This is a genomic window from Hymenobacter qilianensis, from assembly GCF_014638675.1.
Taxonomy (GTDB): Bacteria; Bacteroidota; Bacteroidia; order Cytophagales; family Hymenobacteraceae; genus Hymenobacter; species Hymenobacter qilianensis.
In genome coordinates this window covers 456,966-475,895 of sequence record NZ_BMFN01000001.1, presented here as the reverse complement: position 1 = coordinate 475,895, position 18,930 = coordinate 456,966, and the positions used below count along the sequence as shown (strand labels likewise).

At 55.4% G+C, this 18,930-nt stretch carries 15 protein-coding genes and 1 riboswitch; of the genes, 7 read left to right on the top strand and 8 right to left on the bottom strand.

The annotated features are described in order from the left end of the window. Window positions 1-175 precede the first annotated feature (175 nt). Complete coding sequence (gene hrpB, locus IEW06_RS01920) at window positions 176-2,716, bottom strand: ATP-dependent helicase HrpB (protein ID WP_188547315.1); 2,541 nt, start codon at window positions 2,714-2,716, stop codon at window positions 176-178. Window positions 2,717-2,812: 96 nt separating this feature from the next. Then, a complete protein-coding gene (locus tag IEW06_RS01915; RefSeq protein ID WP_188547313.1) occupies window positions 2,813-3,136 on the bottom strand; it encodes a rhodanese-like domain-containing protein in 324 nt (107 codons plus the stop codon). 99 nt (window positions 3,137-3,235) lie between these two features. Here IEW06_RS01915 and pnuC point away from each other — a divergent pair, with 99 nt between their 5' ends. Genes pnuC through IEW06_RS01900 form a run of 3 tightly spaced genes read left to right on the top strand, consistent with a single transcriptional unit; the run spans window position 3,236 to window position 5,252 of the window. Beyond that, window positions 3,236-3,850 carry a nicotinamide riboside transporter PnuC gene (gene pnuC, locus IEW06_RS01910; RefSeq protein WP_223284361.1) on the top strand — a complete coding sequence of 205 codons (615 nt, stop codon included), beginning with the start codon at window positions 3,236-3,238 and terminating at the stop codon, window positions 3,848-3,850. Next, window positions 3,850-4,377, top strand: coding sequence for an AAA family ATPase (locus IEW06_RS01905; RefSeq protein WP_187731019.1), 528 nt, complete (start codon window positions 3,850-3,852; stop codon window positions 4,375-4,377). The genes pnuC and IEW06_RS01905 overlap by 1 nt, the downstream gene beginning before the upstream one ends. Continuing rightward, complete coding sequence (locus tag IEW06_RS01900) at window positions 4,374-5,252, top strand: aldose 1-epimerase family protein (RefSeq protein WP_187731020.1); 879 nt, start codon at window positions 4,374-4,376, stop codon at window positions 5,250-5,252. Before IEW06_RS01905 ends, IEW06_RS01900 begins: the two co-directional genes overlap by 4 nt. 115 nt (window positions 5,253-5,367) lie before the next feature. On the opposite strand, the gene IEW06_RS01895 is transcribed toward IEW06_RS01900, so the two are convergent. Further along, window positions 5,368-5,613, bottom strand: a complete 246-nt coding sequence (locus IEW06_RS01895) for a hypothetical protein (protein ID WP_133271733.1) — start codon at window positions 5,611-5,613, stop codon at window positions 5,368-5,370. A gap of 201 nt (window positions 5,614-5,814) precedes the next feature. Then, a riboswitch (TPP riboswitch) is annotated at window positions 5,815-5,936 on the top strand. Window positions 5,937-5,994: 58 nt separating this feature from the next. Between IEW06_RS01895 and IEW06_RS01890 the strand changes: the two genes are divergently transcribed. Next, a complete protein-coding gene (locus IEW06_RS01890; RefSeq protein WP_188547311.1) occupies window positions 5,995-8,493 on the top strand; it encodes a TonB-dependent receptor in 2,499 nt (832 codons plus the stop codon). A gap of 189 nt (window positions 8,494-8,682) precedes the next feature. On the opposite strand, the gene IEW06_RS01885 is transcribed toward IEW06_RS01890, so the two are convergent. From IEW06_RS01885 to IEW06_RS01870, 4 genes are all read right to left on the bottom strand, one after another. Next, window positions 8,683-9,303: a hypothetical protein gene (locus IEW06_RS01885; protein ID WP_188547309.1), complete on the bottom strand. Its 621-nt coding sequence runs from the start codon at window positions 9,301-9,303 to the stop codon at window positions 8,683-8,685. A gap of 429 nt (window positions 9,304-9,732) precedes the next feature. Beyond that, window positions 9,733-11,472, bottom strand: coding sequence for an APC family permease (locus IEW06_RS01880; RefSeq protein WP_187731024.1), 1,740 nt, complete (start codon window positions 11,470-11,472; stop codon window positions 9,733-9,735). Window positions 11,473-11,669: 197 nt separating this feature from the next. Next, window positions 11,670-12,350, bottom strand: coding sequence for a potassium channel family protein (locus IEW06_RS01875; RefSeq protein ID WP_188547307.1), 681 nt, complete (start codon window positions 12,348-12,350; stop codon window positions 11,670-11,672). Between the two features lie 21 nt (window positions 12,351-12,371). Further along, window positions 12,372-14,192, bottom strand: coding sequence for a TrkH family potassium uptake protein (locus IEW06_RS01870; RefSeq protein ID WP_187731025.1), 1,821 nt, complete (start codon window positions 14,190-14,192; stop codon window positions 12,372-12,374). Window positions 14,193-14,466: 274 nt separating this feature from the next. On the opposite strand from IEW06_RS01870, the gene IEW06_RS01865 reads away from it, so the two are divergent. Further along, a complete protein-coding gene (locus IEW06_RS01865) occupies window positions 14,467-15,702 on the top strand; it encodes an acyl-CoA dehydrogenase family protein (RefSeq protein WP_188547305.1) in 1,236 nt (411 codons plus the stop codon). A gap of 152 nt (window positions 15,703-15,854) precedes the next feature. After that, window positions 15,855-16,190 (top strand): HIRAN domain-containing protein, encoded by a 336-nt coding sequence (locus IEW06_RS01860; protein WP_187731026.1) that lies wholly within the window; start codon window positions 15,855-15,857, stop codon window positions 16,188-16,190. Between the two features lie 58 nt (window positions 16,191-16,248). On the opposite strand, the gene IEW06_RS01855 is transcribed toward IEW06_RS01860, so the two are convergent. Next, window positions 16,249-16,710 (bottom strand): DUF4268 domain-containing protein, encoded by a 462-nt coding sequence (locus tag IEW06_RS01855; protein ID WP_187731027.1) that lies wholly within the window; start codon window positions 16,708-16,710, stop codon window positions 16,249-16,251. Between the two features lie 200 nt (window positions 16,711-16,910). Here IEW06_RS01855 and IEW06_RS01850 point away from each other — a divergent pair, with 200 nt between their 5' ends. Then, window positions 16,911-18,902, top strand: coding sequence for a monovalent cation:proton antiporter family protein (locus IEW06_RS01850; protein WP_187731028.1), 1,992 nt, complete (start codon window positions 16,911-16,913; stop codon window positions 18,900-18,902). The last annotated feature ends 28 nt before the right edge of the window (window positions 18,903-18,930 follow it).

Here is an 18,930-nt window from a genome sequence, read left to right as displayed (position 1 = left end):
ACTAAAAGTTGGGTTACGTCGCTGAGATTGAGAATCTTCTCATTATTAAATAGTAAACAGACCTGCCGGAATGGCTTCCTGCACGCAAGCTGCACGCGTATTTATCACCGCTATACAGGTGAAGAAATAAGAACGGGAAGGCTGAAATTTAATCTGTGCAAGCAGAGAAGAAGGTTTACTTCAAGCCATTTTGCCGGCGAGTGCCCCGCATAGGCTCCGCTTCCAATGGATCGTCCGGCCAGTAATGTTTCGGATAACGGCCCCGCATATCCTTACGCACCTCGAAGTAGCCTGCCGCCCAGAAAGAGCGCAGATCCCGGGTGACCTGCACGGGTCGGTGGCCGGGTGAAAGCAAGTGCATCGTAAGCGGAATTTGCCCCCCAGCCACTCGCGGCGTATCCAAAAGCCCAAAAACCTCCTGTAAGCGCACCGCCAGCGCGGGCGCGGCGGAGTCAGCGTAGTTGATGCGAATGCGCGAGCCGGTAGGAACCACAACATGGGAAGGAGCCAAACGATCCAGCTCCTGACGCTGAGACCAGCCGCCGGGCAACCAGCTCAGCAGGGCTTCACTTAAATCCAGCCGGTTTACCTCAGCAATAGAGCGCACACCTGTAAGAAAAGGTCCGAGCCACTCTGATAAATGTAGTATGAGAGCCGCATCTGACATATCAGACCACTCAGCTGGATTTAAATGGTGCAGAAAAGCCAGCCGCTCACGCAGATGCTGCGCCTCATCAGTCCAGGGCAAGCGTGCAATTCCCTGGCGTCGCAGCCCATGCAGTAAAGCTTCTTCTACGGTGGCCGGATCAGGTTGGGAAAGCGGCTGATCAGAAAGCGTAAGCGCCCCCAAACGACGCAGGCGGCGGGCAGCCACTCGCTCGGCAGCCTCATCCCAGCGTACTTCTTCCGTGTTGGTTATGAGTTCCGGGAAATGCTGTTCGAGCTCGGCGCGGTCTAGAGGAGCGGCCAGGACAGCACGCGGCGCGTTAGCATTCCCATCTAGGTGAGCCACGGCAAAAAAAACGGCTTCCTGACTAAAATGCTCGGCAGGCAATAAGGCGCGCTGGCCCGTTACGAGCCGGACGCGCTCGGGCGTTTCGCGTTGGGCTAGACGGTCGGGGTAGGCAAGGGCTGCCAGCAGGCCGGCCGTATCAGGTTCAATAGTAGAATGGGGAACATCAGCCCGATTTTGGAGCACGGCCGCTGCCTCACGTACTCTGTGCAGGGCTCCGCTATCGGGCACCAGGCCGGGCAGGGGTGCCCGACCCGTCATCAGGGCTTCAAGACGCAGGCGCAAATCGGGTGGGGCGGGCGTGCTGTCGGCTGGTCGGAGCAGGTCGCGTTCCGTAAGTAAAGCGGCTAGTGCGCAGGCCGTGGAGCCATGTCCCGCTTCTTTGCCTCGGAGCACCAGATGACCCAAGCGAGGCACCAATCCCAAGCCAGCTAAAGCGCGGCCATGCGGCGTTGGAGGTCCGGGGGGCAAAATAGCGCCCAGCCTGACCAGCAAGTCGCGGGCCTGCGCTAGCGCCGGAGCAGGCGGCGCATCAAGCCAGCGCAAAGCGGCCGGATCGTAGGTTCCCCACAGGGCCAGCTCGAGGGCAAGGCTGCTCAGGTCGGCGGTAAGTATTTCGGGGGGCAAATGTGCCGGCCGGTCAGCATGCTCGGCTTCGGTCCAAAGACGCACACAGGTTCCTGGTCCTAAGCGGCCAGCCCGTCCGCGGCGTTGGTCGGCAGCGGCCTGACTCACGGGCACCGTTTGGAGGGTGCTTAAGCCCGTGCGCGGCTCGAAGTGCGGCACGCGTGCATACCCCCCATCAATTACCACTCGCACTCCTTCAATGGTCAGGCTGGTCTCGGCAATGCTGGTGGCCAGCACGATTTTGCGCCGCCCTGCCGGCGCAGGTCGAAGAGCCGCATCCTGCTGCTCAGCGGGCAACTCACCATGCAGCACATGCACATCAACCGTAGGCAACAGCGTGCCGGCCAGGCGCTCCGCCACGCGGCGCTGATCAGCCAGGCCAGGCAGAAACACCAGCACGTCGCCCAATTCATGTTGAGCCAGCGCCTCCCGAATAGCAGTCGGTACCAAGGCGGTCAGCCGCTCGGTGGGGCGGTTTCCGGCCGCCGCTACCCGACTGGGGGGCAAATAATGCGTGCTGACCGGATGTTGCAGACCTGCGCTACGTACCACTGGCGCTTCCAACCAAGTGCCCAACCGCTCCGCTTCCAGCGTGGCACTCATGATAAGGATTCGCAGGTCGGGGCGCAAAACTGCTTGGGCATCTAGGGCCAGGGCCAAGCCCAAATCGGCTTGTACGCTCCGCTCATGAAACTCATCAAACAGCACGGCCGCTACGCCTTCCAGCGCCGGGTCATCTTGTAGCATGCGCGTCAGAATAACCTCCGTAGCTACTTCAATGCGGGTTTTGGCCGAAATCCGGCTTTCCAACCGCACCCGATAACCCACCGTTTGTCCTACTGGTTCACCCAGAAGCTGAGCCATGCGCGCGGCGGCCGCCCGCGCTGCTAGTCGCCGCGGTTCGAGCACAATGATGCGACCGGTAGGTGGCATCCAAGGCGCATTTAGCAAAGCCAGCGGAACCAATGTCGTTTTGCCCGCCCCAGGCGGCGCCTGCAATACGGCGCAGTTTGTTGAGCCAAGCGTAGCAAGTAGCTCGGGTAAGGCCGCGCGAATAGGCAGATCAGGCAGTTGCAAATGGATGGGCTGCTTAGTAAGAATGGGAAAGTGAATAACGGCAGGCGGTCCGCTCCCCTCCTTGGTAAGGCGGGAGTTGACCGGCTTTCACCGCATCTAATATATCGCCACTGTCGGGTCGACCTGTACGCTCCAAGCGTGAATGCCGCCGCGTAGGTTTAGCAGGTTATTCAGGCCATGACGATGCTGCAAATAACCCAGTGCCTGCGCCGAGCGCACCCCATGATGGCAGATCAGCACCACCGGCCGGTCGGTGGCCAGCTCTTCTACGTGCTGCGGAATATCGCCCAAAGGCAACAGCAAACTGCCTTCTATATGGCAGTATTCATACTCCTCCGGCTCGCGCACGTCCACGAGTTGCAGCAATTCGCCACGCTCCAGACGGGCGTGCAGGTCTTGGGGAGTGAGGTCGGGGAGCATGACGTAGGGAAAGGGTTGGGCTGCCGGAAGACGGTTGGGGGGCAAAAATAAGGGAAGCCTTGCTACCTTCGGCCTTTCCCATGGTCTAAACAACAGTGCGTGGCCTTATCTGATTTGTGGTCTGGCTTGATGGCCAGCAGCCCCGTGGAGTTGGCTGGGGTGATAACGGGTATAGCTTGCGTATGGCTGGCCGCCCGCAATTCCATCTGGAACTTCCCCACCGCGCTGGTTAGCTGTGCCCTCTACGTTATCGTGTTTTGGGAAGCACGCCTGTACTCCGATATGGCCTTGCAGGGCGTATTCATTGCCCTGGCATTTTATGGCTGGTACCAATGGCTGTATGGGGGTCCGCAAGCCCAGGAGCTGCCCATAACGCGGGCCACCGCGCTCCAATGGACGTGGTTGAGTGCCGTAGCAGTGGCCTATGCCGTGGGAGTAGGCTACGCCTTGAGCGCGTACACCGATGCCGCCATTCCGTACTGGGATAGCTCTACCACGGCCATCAGCCTGGTAGCCCAAGTGCTGCTAACGCGCAAAAAGATCGAAAACTGGATACTCTGGCTGGTGGTCGATGTCGCTTATATTGGCCTGTACTGGCACCGGGAGCTTTATCTCACGGCGGGGCTGTATGCCGTGTACCTGGTGTTGGCTACCTATGGCTACCTGGAGTGGCGTCGGCTGCTGCGAGCCAACCTTCAGCCCCAAGCTGCCTGATGCTGCGCGTCGCTATTACCGGCCCCGAGTCAACGGGCAAATCCACGCTGAGCCGCCAGCTAGCCGAGCATTACGGCACCACCTGGGCCCCCGAATACGCCCGCCACTATCTGGAAGAGCATGGTTCGGGCTACACGCTGCACGATTTGGAGCAAATAGCCCGCGGCCAACTGGCGGCTGAAGCTACGGCCGCAGCCGCAGCGCACGAAGTCGTATTTTTTGATACTGATCTGTTGGTGATTAAAGTATGGGCCGAAGACGCGTTTGGACAGTGCCCAGCCTGGATTCAGCGCCACCTGGAGCAGCAGCGCTACGACTTGGTTTTGCTGCCCGGCATCGACTTGCCCTGGGAATTTGACCCCCTACGCGAGCACCCACACCGGCGTCATTATTTTTATGATTTATACCTGGCTGAGCTGCGGGCTTTGGGCGCTACCTATGTCGAAATAAGCGGGCCGGGTAGCCAACGGTTTGAGCAAGCGCGTAAGGCAGTAGATCTCCTGAAAAAACAAGCTCCCTCTACATGATTTTTTCTCTCGAAAACGACCAGTGCCGCGTAACCGTGAACTCTCACGGCGCCGAATTAAGCAGCTTTATTCGCAAAGATCTCAGCAACTTAGAGTACATATGGCAAGCCGACCCAGCCGTGTGGGTGCGCCATGCGCCCGTGCTCTTTCCCATCGTGGGCCGCTTGCCGCTGGATACGTACCTGCACGAAGGCAAGGAGTACAAGTTACCCCAGCACGGATTTGCCCGCGACCAGCAGTTTGCTTTGCTTAGCCAAACCGGCGAGGAGCTGATTTTCAGCCTAAAGGCAGATGAAAACACGCGCGCACTTTACCCCTTCGATTTTGAGCTGATCATTCGCTACCAGTTGCGGGGCAATAGGCTGATAGTAGGTTGGCAAGTGCATAACCGGGCTGCGGAGCAGGAATTGCTGTTTAGTATTGGGGCGCATCCGGCGTTCCGGTGCCCGTTGCTGCCCGACGAGCAGTTTGAGGACTATTATTTTGAGTTTGATCATGCCGTCAGCTTTGAGCGCCACCTGCTGGCCGGTGGTCTGCTCACGGGCCAGACCGAACCCGTGCTCAACGAACAAACCGAGCTGCCGCTGACCTACGAGCTGTTTGCCGACGATGCGCTGGTGTTGAAAAAGTTCGACTTCACTCACCTCACCTTACGGAGCCGTACATCCGAGCGTGCCGTGCGCCTGCGCTTCGATGGGTTTCCGTATTTAGGTCTCTGGACCAAAGGCCCCGGTGCGCCTTTCGTATGCGTAGAGCCCTGGCAGGGCGTGGCCAGCACGGCCGGCGGCCCGCAGGAGCTAGCCGATAAAGAAGGCATCCTGAATTTGCCCCCCAGCCAGACATTTACCACCGAATACAGCATTACAGTGGAATAACAGAACTGCTGGTCGGCTTACACGAAAAAGCCCCCATGGCCTGCTCCGGGTTGCTGCGTCAGCCACGATGACAGCAGGGGAGCGGGCCGCAGGGGCTTTTATTGCTTAGCTGCCGCTACGAGAGGAGCGGCGCAGTAGGACGACTCGGGGAAGTAGGCCGACGATTGTAGTCGGGTTCCCAGTCATTGATGGGGCGCGTGATGCCGGGGGGCAAATCCAGGTCGGGTAGGCCGTCGTCGAGTGGCTCACCGCCCTCATCATCGTTATCGGTGGAGGGTGGCCGCTGGTAACGACGCCGGGGCACGACCATGAAATAGGCGAGAATGGCAAGAACCACGAGCGTATAAACAAGGCTGATCATGGTGGGTAATGACTGGGGTTCAACGCAGTAAGAAGACCATAGGCTCCGATGATAAACTAACGGGGCCAGGGGTGGAGTTGTTTTCGAACGCCACAATTTTCCTGGCCGGTTAGAGCCTTCCCTAAGTTACACAGTTTTTAACTGAAAGTAAAGGCCTTAGCTACATCGGTAGGAACTATAAATCACTGGTTGTAACTTTGCAACGAAGTTTAGGGGTGCCCTACCAACTTAACCGGTCATTTTGCCGGCAGCGGGGCTGAGATCATACCCATTGAACCTGATCCGGGTAATGCCGGCGAAGGGAACAAACGGTCCGCGAACGTAAAAGCCGCTCCTCCGACCCCTGGAAGGCGGTTCGTTCCACTTTTCCATCTTTCACTTTTGAAAAAGTACGTATTGACCGGCGCGGCGCTTCTGGCGCTAGCCGGCGCGGCATGGGCACAAGGCCCCGTGTCTGGTAGGGTAGGGTCGTTTTTGCCGCTTAACGCAGAAGTCACGTCCTTACCAGGAGCCACTATCTATCTGGACGGCCAAGCAGTAGGGCAGACAGATGACACGGGAGGATTTATTCTGCCGGCCGTATCACCAGGTAGCCATAAGCTACGCATTACCTCCATTGGACATACGCCTTTGGAAACCAAAATCACTGGTCAAATCGCCCCGCAAACGCTGGACTTCACGTTGGAGGGAGAGTCAGTGGTTACCGGCGAAGCGCTGGTAACGGCTTCTCGGGCCAGCGACCGGACCGCCACCGCTTACTCCAACCTCAGCCGCGAAGACCTCGACAAGCGCAACTTCGCTCAGGATCTGCCTTACCTGCTCGACCAAACGCCTTCCGTCGTCGTGACCTCCGACGCCGGCGCGGGCGTGGGCTATACCGATATCCGGATTCGGGGCACGAGCAACACGGGCATTAACATGACCATTAACGGCGTGCCGCTGAACGATCCGGAGTCGCGGGGGGCATTTTTGGTGAACCTGCCCGATCTGGCTTCGTCGGTGAGCAGCTTGCAGGTGCAACGCGGGGTGGGCACCAGCCAGAACGGGGGCGCAGCTTTTGGAGCCAGCATCAACATCTCGACGCTTGATGTACGCCGCGAAGCCTACGCCGAAACCCAGAACGCCTACGGTTCTTTTAACACTTGGAAAAACAACGTGCAGTTTGGCACCGGGCTGCTTGGGGGGCATTTTACCGTTGATGGCCGCCTTTCGCGCATTGCCACCGATGGCTACATGAACCGCGCCGAGTCAGATCTGAAGTCGTATTATCTGGCTGCTGGCTACCAAGCCAAGAATACGCTGGTGAAGTTTATCACCTTTTCGGGCCGCGAGAAAACCTATCAAGCCTGGAACGGCGTGCCCGAGCCCGCTCTGACCGGCAACCGCGACCTGCTGCAAACCTACGTGGACAACGGCGAGCTTTCGACCACTGATGCTGAGCGCGTGCTGCAAGAAGGTCGCCGCTACAGCTACTACACCTACGACAACCAGACCGACAATTACCAGCAAAACCACTACCAGCTCCACCTCTCGCAGGGCCTGGGTCAGGACTGGAACATTGGGGCGGCTTTGCACCTCACGCGCGGCTTTGGCTACTACGAAAGCTTCCGCGCCAACCGGCGGTTCTCGGCTTACGGCCTTCCCAACGTAGTGCTGGGCAACCAGACCATTTCCCGCACCGACCTCGTGGACCAAAAGTGGCTGGATAACTACTTCTACGGCGGCACTTTCGCCCTGAACTATCAGCCCAAAAATAACGACAAGTTTGAGGCAACGCTCGGCGGGGCCGTCAACCGCTTTGATAACGACCACTACGGCGAAATTATCTGGGCCCGCTACGCTTCTACCAGCAACATTCGTCAGCGCTACTATGCCAATGAGGCCGCCAAATCGGACTACAATACCTACGCTCGCGCCACCTGGCAGGTGCTGCCCCGGCTGGGTGTGTACGGCGACTTGCAGCTCCGCCACATTGATTATAGCATTGATGGAGTGGAGGACGACCAGAACGACGTCACTACCCGCGCCAACTACACATTTTTCAACCCCAAAGCTGGCGCTACTTTCTCCCTGGCCGAAGGGCAGCAACTCTACGCCAGCTTCGCTGTGGGCCAGCGCGAGCCCGTGCGTGCCGACTTCACCGACCGCCCCGCCGGCGACCAAAGCGCGAAACCCGAACGCCTCGAAGACTTTGAAGCCGGCTACCGCCTGAACCTATCGGACCTGAACCTGCTGACGCCGCGCACGGCGTTGCGCCTGGAGGCCAACTACTTCTACATGAACTACCGCAACCAGCTTGTTGCCACCGGCCAGCTGAATGATGTAGGCACCGCCCTGCGCACCAACGTAGCCCGCAGCTACCGCACCGGCCTGGAACTGACCGGCTTTGTGTCGGCCGACGATAAAATCAGTCTGAGTAGCACGCTCACGCTCAGCCGCAACCGCATTCTGGACTACCGCGACGTTTCTTACGACGAGGAGTTTAACCCCGTAGTTGCCGCCGAAGGCCGCACGACCACCATTTCCTATTCGCCGTCGGCCGTGTCGGCGCACACGCTGGAGGGGCAGCCGCTGAAAGGCATGCGCCTGGCGCTGCTCTACAAAACAGTGAGCCGCCAGTATCTCGACAACTCCGCCAGCGAAGCCCGCAGCATTCAGCCTTACCAAGTGCTCGATTTTCGGGTGCGCTACGCACTTGGCCCCACGTTTATGAAGGAAATAGAGCTGGCTTTGCTGGTCAACAACGTGTTCAATCGCGAGTACGCGGCCAACGGCTACACCTACGGCTACCTCGGCGCCAGCGGGCAGCAGGAAACTTTCAACTGGTATTACCCCCAAGCTACACGCAACTTCCTCGTTTCTGTGGGGCTGAAGCTGTAAGAGAAAATACGACCTGTTAATCGCAATGAAAAAGCCCCCAGAGGTATTCTGGGGGGCTTTTTATTCAATAAAAGTGGCGTGTTTAGAGCGTGTATGGAATTTTATAAAATCGCCGTTTCCATCATGCTGAGTTGGTCGAAGCAGGCGAGATGCTTCGACCAACTCAGCATGACAACTCCTAGATACGCTCTACGGTTTGCGCACGCGAACCAATTGATAACGTAGGCGGCCGCGGCTAAATAGGTCGGTTGTATCCGTTTCGCTTGGGGAAACACCTACCGTGTGATGTATGGTATACAACCGTAACGTGTCGCGGCCGAAGGAAGCACCAAACGAGCTTTGTCGTTTGGAATATGTGTCAAAAATTAATTCGTCTCCCGGATTTGGACCGGTGAAATCCATCTGAACAGTATACTGGCTGAAAGGCAAACCTTTCACTTTACCATCAGACAGAAAATATGCGTTAACGGGTTGGCCGAGAGAATCGGTGCCTTGATATTGACCTGTTATCAACAATTGATTGATTGCCCTCTCAACACCACCTTGTAGGTCGGTTTTGACACTGGATTTTAGCGCTCGGTAATAGGGTATCTTGTCAACTATTCGATTCGTTTTGGCATTACGCTGAATAAAAAACAAGGTAGTATCAGCAGCAGAAATCTCATAAGATAACTCAACAACTGTTTCCTTCTCATCTCCAAGTTGTGGTCTGAGTGATAAAGTTTTGTCGTTCTGACCGGGACGAAGAAGTAAAATCCTGCTTCCTCCTTCGTGCAAGCCGTAAGTAACACCAATCTCAACGCTGTCCACTCGAGATGAAAAGGACTCTATGTGGATAGATGAGGGCCCGGATGGAATATAATCAAAAGCTTCGGCTGGTGAGCGAGTTTGCTCCACCAACCTCCGATACTGGGAACTCAACCAATAGCCACTAATTATTGGGCTGATTGGTAGGGCAGCAGGCCTTACTGAATTTACTGTATAGTCTGTGGTTACGCTGGCAGTAGGAGGCTCCAGCGTAACAGTATCTGGTTGTTGCTGGCAAGCGAATACGCTAGTGACTAGCAGGAGTAGGAGGCTTTTCTTAAGTAGCATTGCCTAGGTGAATTGAATGCAGCTAACATTTAATTCACCTAGTAAGCAAATACCATAGCAATTGCTTACAATGTCTTTTATTCTACAGTACCGTTAGTTCTTGCTGCTTGACGTTGAAATTTGTCCAATTTGAAAATCTGCCACTCAAATAATCAGACGCACGCCGCCAAGCTCCGAGACGTGGTAAGGAAACTGGTCGCCGGGCGAGCCGATGAACATAAAGTTTTTAGGAATCTGCCACTCCTGCGAGAGCTTGTCAATCAGCTCCGGACCAAACTTGCCTTCCAAGGTTACAAAATCCACTTCAATCTGATCATAAGCCCGATCCAGCACATGAATATCGGTGAGCAAATCCTGCGGATACGTTTCGCCGGGCCTCAGCAGCGTCACGATTTTTAGCTTGGTGGTGAACTCATTTTCCACCACGTAAGCCATCACCTTGTTGAGGTTGGATACGTTGTCGCCCTTCGTGAAAAAGACGAATTCCTGCTGGTGCAGCTCCCGCAGCATCTGCCGCAGCTTGAGGCGCAGCAGGCGTGAAAAGCGCGGCGACTGTTCGGCAAACGAATTAGCGGCTGCCAATATCAGATTCAGGATGCCAATGCGGTTCAGCATCACATAAATCAGCACCATGGCCGGCAGGAAATATTGTAGGAACACAATCAGGTAGTCGGGGTGAATCTTGATGTTGCCGTACAAAGCCACCAGAATGCTGACGAGCGCCAGCGTGACGGTAAAAATACCCGCGTATACAGGCCGTGGCAGCTTGGGCCGCTTGCGCTTGAGCAGAAAGTTGCCCAGCGCGAAAAACGCCATCACCGACAAAAACGAAATGGTGTATACGCCCGACAGCGGCCCCAACTGTCCGTTGGTAATCAGCAGCACCGATACGCACAGCAGAAAGAAGGTGATGAGAATGATATAGTTGCTCTTGGCCTTGTTTTCCTTCAGGAAGAATTGGGGCAGAATACGGTCCAGGGTCATGCGCTTCATCAGGCCGCTTACCCCCACAAAAGATGTGAGCACGGCACCACTGAGTACGGCCACCGCATCCACCGAAATCAGTGTACCCAGCCAGGTGCCGCCAGTAGTATTGCCCAGGTGCGATAGAAGTGTTTCGGTATGCTCACCCACCTCGCCCATCGGTAGCGCAGCTACGGCCAGAAAGGCAATAGCCGGGTTGAAGAAGCTCACTACGAGCCACATATTGCGCAGGGTTTTGCCAAATACGCCCCGAGCCTGCTCTTCCACAAAGTTGGCGGAGCTTTCAAAGCCCGAAATGCCCAGCATAGCCGCGCTAAAGCCAAAAAACAACGCATTCGTGATACTGCCGCCTTTCAGCGGTAAGCTAAAATTGGCGGTGAGTATATCAGTGCCATGAGTTGTTAAGTACCAAATGGCACTACCTACCAGCAAGGTGAGCGAGATAAGATGCACCAGAAAAATGGCCACCGCCACTTTCGCCGACTCCGAGATGCCCAGAATGGTGAGCAACAGAAATAGCCCCAGCAGTCCCAGCGTAGCCCAAATAATAGGCAGGCTGTGCCACAGTGTATGTAAGTAGTGCATGGCTTCGCTGGCCGAAATAACCGCCGTAGCCATATAGGATAGAATAGTAAGACAGGCCGCCAAGGCCGCGTTGCGCTTACTGGTCGTGTTCAGGAGCACGTTATAGGCGCCGCCATTCAGCGGGAGGGCACCCACCACTTCGCCGTATATCTTCCGAAAAAGGAACAGCACGGCGCCCACCATGAGTAGCGCAATCCAGGCGTATTGCCCGGCGTAGGCAATGGCCAAAGCGGATACGTACAGGCACGAAGAGGAAATATCATTGCCGCAAATGGCAGTGGCTTCCAGTTCATTGAGCTTCTTCTCGTGACTCATAAAACAAGTAAAGGTAGGCTACTGAAACACCAAGGCTTGATTAAGCTACTTAACAAGGAATCACTGATGGAGGGCTTGTTGGCGTCGGTTGGGCTGAATGTAAAGATTGAAGCGGGAATCACTCTACGAGTAAAATGAATAAACGGACGGTGCGGTAAAAAAGCCCCCCACACGCCCATCTCAGAACTAGCGTGCGCCTATTGCAGTAGTTTCTTGATGTCTTCCATTCTGCCGAAAAGCACAAGCGTATCACCGGCTTCAAAAACGGTATCGGGGGTTACTACGCCAATAGCCACTGGCTTGCGCTGGGGGCGGCCAAATAAGTTGGTGTCATCCTTCAATCGAATGATAGTCAGTACATTAATATTGTATTTCTGGCGAAAGTTGGTCTCCTGTATCGTTTTGCCCACGTAATGCGTGGGCACTGTCGCCTGAATGATATTGTAATCTTCGGTAAGCTCTAGGGAGTCCAGAATGCCCTTCACGTCGAGACTTTTAGCGAGGCGCTCGGCCGATTCCATTTCGGGCCGGATAATCTTGTCAACTCCAATGGCCTCCAGTACTGTTTGGTGCAGGGGTGAAATAGCCCGGCCAATAAGCCGTTTCACTCGGAGCTGCTTGAAGTTGGCCACGGCCATCACCGACGCCCCAAAATCTTCTCCTATGCCTACCAGCACTACATCGGTATCGTTGATGGGCAGTGTAGAAAGGGCTTGCTGATCTTTAGCGTCGAGGCAAACGGTATGCGTAATGCGGTCTTTGTATTGATTAACCTTGGCAATATCGTTATCAACGGAAATAACCTCGTGGCCCATTTCCGTAAGCCTAATTGATAGCGACGAGCCAAAGTAGCCCAATCCGACAATGATGAATTTCATGTGCGTTTGCTCAGCAGTATGTTAGGTAATAATAATGTTCTCGGAAGGGTAGCGGTAGTTCAGATTGTTGACCTTGCTCAATACACCAGCAATCAAAGTGAACGTACCTACGCGTCCTAAAAACATAGTAACAATGATGACTAGCTTGCTGCCAGTAGTCAGCTCAGGCGTCAGGTTTAGGCTCAGCCCAACGGTGCTATAGGCAGAGAAAGCTTCAAAAGCCACTTTTAAGAGGGGTATGGTGGGATTGAAATACGCAATAAGGAGCGTAGCCAGACCAATAACCAAAAACGACAGCATCATGACGGCAAAAGCCTGCTGCACAGATTTGCTCGGCACCTGACGACCAAACAGCTCCAACCGCTCCTTGCCACGTGCAATACTGGAAATGTTCAGGAAGGCTAGCGCGAAGGTAGTGGTCTTGATGCCGCCGCCCGTTGAACCCGGCGAGGCCCCCACCCACATGAGCAGCAGATAAATCAGCACCAGTGGCACGCTCAGCTGAGACATATCAACGGTATTGAAACCAGCGGTGCGGGGCGTAACACCCCCAAACAAGGCTGCTACGAATTTGCCAAAACCGCTGTGTTCGCTCAGGGTATTGTTGTACTCTATAACATAGAACAGAAAAGTGCCCCCCACAAGCAAGATGGCTGAAGTGAGCAGTACTAGCTTAGTATTCACGTTGATGATGCGCGGGATATACACGTAGCGCTCCCGATGATATACTTGCTGCCAGCGGTTTCTGATTCTTTTCTGGAGATAACTGTAGAGGTTAAAAATGATAGGAAAGCCGAGCCCGCCGATAACAATCAGCGCAATTACTACTAATTGCAGGCTATAGTTGAAGCGGAAATTGATGTCATATAAACCGGCTGACAGGGTCGAGAACCCGGCGTTGCAGAAGGCGGAGATGGAATGAAAGATGGCAAAGCCGATGCGGTCGTGTAGCTGCGGTATTTCTGCTGGCCCGATGGATGCATAAATGAAGCACGCACCCAGAAATTCCACCAGAAATGTAATCCAGACAATGTTGCCGATGGTGCGCATTGTGTTGCCAATGCTATCCTCATTGATAAGACCCTGCATAAAAAGCTGGTTCTGAAATGACGATGAGCTTTGGAAAAATAAAGTCAGAAAGCTGGTGAAAGTCATGATACCCAGCCCCCCGAGCTGAATCAGGACGATGATAACTACTTTGCCAAAGGTGGTAAAGTAAGTGGCCGTATCAACGGTAATCAGACCCGTGACGCACACGGCGCTGGCAGCAGTAAAAAGGGCATCGAGCGAGCTAATGCCATTTACAGTGGCTCGGGGCAGCAACAATAAACCAGTGCCCAGCAAAATCAACAGAATAAAGCTGGCTATAAACAAGAGGGCTGGGTTGTAGCGCAGCTGATAAAAAGTAAGAGAGCGGCGGGAGAGTTCGATCAGGAACACATACAACAGCACAATCAAAATCAGAAAATCCTCTTCTAGATATCGACCCAGCCGGGTGCCTGTCAGCACAAAGTGCTCGGGAAAGAAGGTCAAAAATGCCCCATACGCCGCAAGCGAAATTAAAATACACTCCACTATCACCCATCCCCTTGGTACGCCCGACCGGTTGAGTAGAATCAGGCGCAGACTTAGAACCAGTACAAGGCCGAGCGTATACACGCCATAGAAAGTGTTGAGCGTAGCATCGGCGGCGGCTGTATGAGCAAATCCTAGGTCATACAGAAATATGAGCAACCCACCCAGGCTCAGGTAAAATAGCACCGAATCAGCCTTGCCAATCAGCTTTGAGCGGTGCTTTTCTAGCTGGCCATCAAGGCGTTTGCTTATTTTAACACGGTACATCTTAGTTCAACTAAAGGCTTAAGCAAACTGCCGCCCTGCAAAGAGGCTAGTGTAGGTTATAGAGCGGTAAGCCCAGCTGCTCGGGCTTACAAGCTACTTCGCAATGGATATGCGCTACGTAGTTTGGTGACGGAAAGATGAGGAATGAATTCTAGATTAGCCTGAACTCGTTCAGCTATGGGCTGTTTGGAAAGTAGATGGTGTTCTGAATGGGAAGGCCGGCCCGTCTCGAAATTTTTATCTTTGAGCTTCCCACCCCATTTATACTTCTGTTATGTCATCTCAAGCCGACGTTCTCTCGCCCCAGTCCAAAGCACATACCGCCCAGAAAGGCAGCACCAACGCCGCTGGCTTCACCGATTATTTCGACCTCGACGGCCTACTCACTGAGGAGCACAAGCTTATTCGTCAGAGCATTCGCGACTTCGTGAAGCGTGAGATTTCGCCCAGCATCGAGAAGTGGGCACAGCAGGCGCATTTTCCATCCGAAATCGTGCGCAAGTTTGGCGAAGTAGGTGCTTTTGGCCCCACTATTCCGGCCGAGTACGGTGGCGGCGGCCTCGACTACATCAGCTATGGCCTGATTATGCAGGAAATTGAGCGCGGCGACTCCGGCATGCGCTCTACGGCCTCGGTGCAGGGCTCCTTGGTCATGTTCCCCATTTATCAGTACGGCTCGGAAGAGCAGCGCCGCAAGTTTCTGCCCAAGCTGGCCTCGGGCGAATGGCTGGGCTGCTTCGGCCTTACGGAGCCCGACCACGGCTCTAACCCCGGCGGCATGGTCACGAAGCTGGAGGACAAAGGCGACTACTATGTGTTGAATGGCGCCAAGCTCTGGATTTCGAACTCGCCTGAGTGCCAGGTAGCCGTAGTGTGGGCTAAAAACGAAGAAGGCCGCATCAAGGGCGTTATCGTAGAGCGCGGCATGGAAGGCTTCACCACCCCCGAAATTCACAACAAATGGAGCCTGCGTGCCAGCACCACCGGCGAGCTGGTGTTCGACAACGTGCGCATTCCTAAGGAAAACATTCTGCCCAACGTGGAAGGCCTAAAAGGCCCCCTGAGCTGCCTCGATTCAGCTCGCTTCGGTATTGCCTGGGGGGCAATTGGCGCCGCCATCGACTGCTACGAATCGGCCCTGAAATACTCCCTGGAGCGCGAGCAGTTCGGTAAGCCGATTGCCGCTTTCCAGTTGCAGCAGCGCAAGCTGGCCGAAATGATTACCGAAATCACCAAAGCGCAGCTGATGGCTTGGCGCTTAGGTGTTTTGAAAAATGAAGGCAAAGCCACCAGCGCCCAAATCAGCATGGCCAAGCGCAACTCCGTGGATATGGCTCTGCACATTGCCCGCGAAGCCCGCCAGATTCACGGCGGCATGGGCATCACCGGCGAATACCCCATTATGCGCCACATGATGAACCTGGAATCGGTGATTACCTATGAGGGTACGCACGATATTCACCTGCTCATCACGGGCGCGGATATCACAGGTATTCAGGCGTTTAAATAATATCTAATTGTTTAAAAGAAGGGCCAGCTTATGTATATAAGCTGGCCTTTTTGCTTGGAGCGTTTTGCTAATATGGCTTGCCATTATTACTACGTTCTTCCGTAAACCTATATTCGCTCATCTTTTACTCCTTATTTTCCGTGTGTACCGCCATGGCCGCTGACTCCGCTTTGCCTTTAGTAATCCTCGAATGCCTGATTGCTGGCACCTCACATCGCGAGGGTCTGAAAGCCTACGAGCCGAACCTGCAACTGGGCCAAGAGCTAACGGTCACGCGTGAAGCCGACAGCGCCTATGATGACTGGGCCGTGCGTGTATATACCGCTGGCCCTGAGCCGATGTGGCTGGGCTACCTGCCGGAAGGGCGCAACGAAACCGTGGCGCGCCTGCTTGATGCTGGGTTTGAGTTAGGGGGCCGCCTTACGCACAAAGCCTGGGAAGACGACTGGCTATACCTGGAAATGGAAGTACTGCTTTTGAAAAAGTAAGTAGCTATAAACAAAAAAGCCCCCCAGCGCGTGCTGGGGGGCTTTTTTGTAGCCGTTGTTAGCGCAGTTCCTCAAAGGCATACTGGGCGTTGCTCCAAAACTCATCCAGGGCTATCAAACGAGGCTTGAAAAAGGAAATCAGCTGGGGCCAGTCGTCGCGACTGAACAGGTTGACGGGCTGCAGCTCCCGATAAATACGGCTTATGGACTGGCCGTTAGTGTCCTGCGCTGCAAGCTCCCAGGTCCAAGCTTCGCCCAGCGTTTCCTCCAGCATCGGTTTCAGTTGCTCAAACTGCTCGAAAAACAGCTGGCGGATTTCCGCGTCGGCGTGCGTAAGCTCTATGCCAATGCTGGCGCGGCGGTTGTCGGCGTGCAGGCGGAAATACAGGTTTTTGTAGCCGGATTTGTAGTTGATCCAGTTGGTCGGCGTGCCTTCGGCCGAGGGTACAGGGGCCATATATTGACCAAATGTGGTCCAGAAGGCTTGGCGTAATTGCGTAACTTCAGCTTTGCTATACATTGTTTACTTGTCACTGTGTGCGGGCTTATTCGCACGTGGTACGCAACAGGATTCGGCGCGGCCGCGCCCGCTGGTAGCAATTGAAAGGACAAAGTGCACCTTTGTTCTACATGAAGCTGGGCAGTAGGCAAGGCGCCAGGGCAAAATTTGGGGAACTTTACCGTAAAATTGCCCCCAGCTTCGTCATTTACCGCAAATCTATGCACGTTCCCATCTTCTCGGATGTAATCATCATTTTGCTGCTCTCGGTGGGCGTAATTTTGCTGGTGAGCAAGCTGCGGCTGCCTTCTATTGTGGGTTTTCTGGTTACGGGCATCGTGGCAGGGCCGTCGGCGCTGGGGCTGGTGAAGGCCCAGGGCGACGTGGACATGCTGGCCGAGCTGGGCGTGATTCTGCTCATGTTCACCATCGGCCTGGAGTTCTCGCTCTCCAGCCTCTCGCGGCTCAAGCGGGCCGTATTTCTGGGAGGCAGCTTGCAGGTCGGCCTTACCATTGGCGCTACTTACCTGCTGGCAGTGGCATTTGGGTATTCGACGCCCGAAGCCGTATTTCTAGGCTTTCTGCTGGCTTTGAGCAGCACCGCCATCGTGCTCAAACTTCTGCAAGACTGGCTCGAGATGGAGTCGCTGCACGGGCAGGTAATACTGGCCATCCTCATCTTTCAGGACTTGATTGTGGTGCCCATGATGCTGCTCACGCCCATGCTGGCGGGCAAGGGTGCCGGCAATCCTTGGGCCGATCTGGGCTTGCTGGCATTCAAAATCAGTGGGGTGCTGGCGCTAGTGTGGTTTGGGGCACGCTACCTTATGCCGCGCCTGCTGTTCGTGGTGGCCCAAACGCGCAGCCGCGAGCTGTTCCTGCTCACCACCATCGGCACCTGCCTGGGCGTGGCGTGGCTGACGTCTACGGTAGGGCTTTCGCTGGCGCTGGGGGCCTTTTTGGCGGGTCTGATCATCTCCGAATCGGAGTATAGCTACGAGGCCGTCAGCAATATTCTGCCCTTCCGCGAAATTTTCGCCAGCTTCTTTTTCGTGTCTATCGGCATGCTGCTCGACGTTCGGTTTTTCTTGGAAAATCCGCTTACCATCGTGCTCATTACCCTGGCCGTTATGGCCGTCAAGCTCCTGCTCACGGTAGGCGCGGCCCTGGCCCTGCGGCTGCCCATGCGCTCCGTGCTGCTGATCGGGTTAGCCTTGTGCCAGGTAGGCGAGTTTGCCTTTATCCTGTCCAAAGTGGGGCTGGAGGCGGGCCTGATGCAGCAGCGCGAGTACCAGTATTTCCTGGCCGTTTCTATTCTGACCATGAGTCTGACGCCGCTGGTGATGCTAGGCGCCGAGCCTTTTGCCACGTTTCTGCTGCGCCTGCGGATTTTCCAGTCGCTCGACCAAGGACTGCGCATGCAAACCGACCAATTGCCCCCCGACCAGGAGCAGAAGCTCAGCGACCATCTGGTGGTGATGGGCTACGGCTTCAACGGTCGCAACCTGGTGAAAGCCGCCAAATATGCCAAGGTGCCCTACGTAATTATCGAGACGAACCCCATCACGGTGCGCCAAGAGCGGGAAAAAGGTGAGCCTATTCTGTACGGCGACGCCTCGCAGGAACACGTGCTGGAGCAGGCCCACGTAGAGCATGCACGCGTGATGGTAGTCGCTATATCGGACCCGGCCAGCAGCCGCCGCATCGTGGTAGCCCTGCGCAAGATGAACCCCAACTCTTGCATTTTTGTGCGCACCCGTTACATCCACGAGATGGAGGAGCTGTATCGCCTCGGTGCCACCGAAGTGATACCGGAGGAGCTGGAAGCGTCCATCGAAATTTTCTCGCGGGTGCTGGCCAAGTACCTGGTGCCTATGCCTGAAATCGACAAGCTGATTGGCGAGCTGCGCGCCGGGCGCTACGACATGCTGCGCCGCCGCTCCCTCACCGACGGCGAATGGTCGTCGATGCACATTTCCCTGGCTGATGCCGAAATGTCGACTTTCCGCGTTTCCTCCGAAGGAGAGCTGGTAGGCAAAACCTTGTCGGAAACTGAAGTGCGGCAGCGGTTTGGGATTAGCTTGCTCGCCATTCGTCGTGGGGGGCAAATGCTGTATGAGATGACCGGTGATACGGTGATCAAGCCCGATGATACACTCTATATCTTCGGCCCGCCGGAGCGCGTGCAGGAGTTTGCCCGCAGTGCCGATTAGAACGGTGATAACTAAAAAGGCGATTATG